Origin of the sequence: Arthrobacter sp. SIMBA_036 (genome assembly GCF_046535135.1) — a bacterium.
In the GTDB taxonomy this organism is placed as follows: Bacteria; Actinomycetota; Actinomycetes; order Actinomycetales; family Micrococcaceae; genus Arthrobacter.
Map to the genome: position 1 here is coordinate 1 of NZ_JAWRXG010000156.1, position 274 is coordinate 274.

General features: G+C 52.2%; 1 pseudogene. It reads right to left on the reverse strand.

Features of this window, described 5'->3' with window-relative positions:
- Window positions 1-178 (reverse strand): annotated as a pseudogene (locus SB659_RS19475) (tRNA (guanosine(37)-N1)-methyltransferase TrmD); the annotation flags it as partial.
- Window positions 179-274: the final 96 nt, after the last annotated feature.

Sequence of the window (274 nt, forward strand, 5' to 3'; positions counted from 1 at the left end):
TCCCCGGTCCGCCGCCGTAAGGACGATCGTCCACGGTACGGTGCCGGTCATGCGTGAAGTCGCGAGGACTCCAGCTCTGGATGCTCAGCAGGCCATTTTTAACTGCCCGGCCAGTTACCCCGTAATCGGTAATTGCGCGGAACATTTCAGGAAACAGGCTAATTATGCCAATCCACATAGCGCCGTCTTTTACCGTTTATCCGGTGGTTTAAAAACCAGGATCCCAATCTACTTCGATTGAACGAGTAGTGAGATCGACTTTCTTGATAACCTG